Genomic DNA, 543 nt, shown 5'->3' on the forward strand with positions numbered 1-543 from the left:
TACCTCGTCAACGGCGTTTGCTACGATCTATCCGGAAGCCTGCAGGGCACTCTGCAACACACCAATGCTCCGGAGCCGCATTTGGGGCCTGGTTCAAGAACCGCCCGGACTTTCAGCTCCGAAGCGGATTTGCGCCTTGCAGCTGCGCGGCTGACGGAATCAGGACCGTTCAAGTTCGTCTTCGGGACTTCCTGGAGCTATAACACCGACGATGGTTTCGATGCAGCGCCCACCTTGTCCGAAGCAACCATCGAATACGCGGGGGTAAAAGTTGGCTACGCTGAATCCCTCATGAACGCCTGGTCGGGCGATTTCCAGTTCACCGCGTCGTCGCCGTCGCTGAGCAGTTATCTGGCTTCCTACAAATACCAGATCACCGACGATCTATCGTCCTCTGTGGCGGTCGAGGCCGGTCCTCCGACCAGCCGCGGTGCGACCACCTGGGAATTTCCCAAGGCGCCGCCATATTTCACGGCGCAACTCCATTACGAAAAAGACGACTGGATCATGCAGGTTTCGGCGGCCGCTCATCGGCAAGAGACG

1 protein-coding gene is annotated in these 543 nt (G+C 58.6%); it reads left to right on the forward strand.

Going from position 1 to position 543, the window contains the following annotated elements:
* A partial coding sequence (locus tag ACWGS9_RS35260; RefSeq protein WP_454509489.1) for a porin occupies nucleotides 1-543 on the forward strand: 543 nt, incomplete at both ends.

This window comes from Mesorhizobium sp. Arg314 (genome assembly GCF_053714275.1).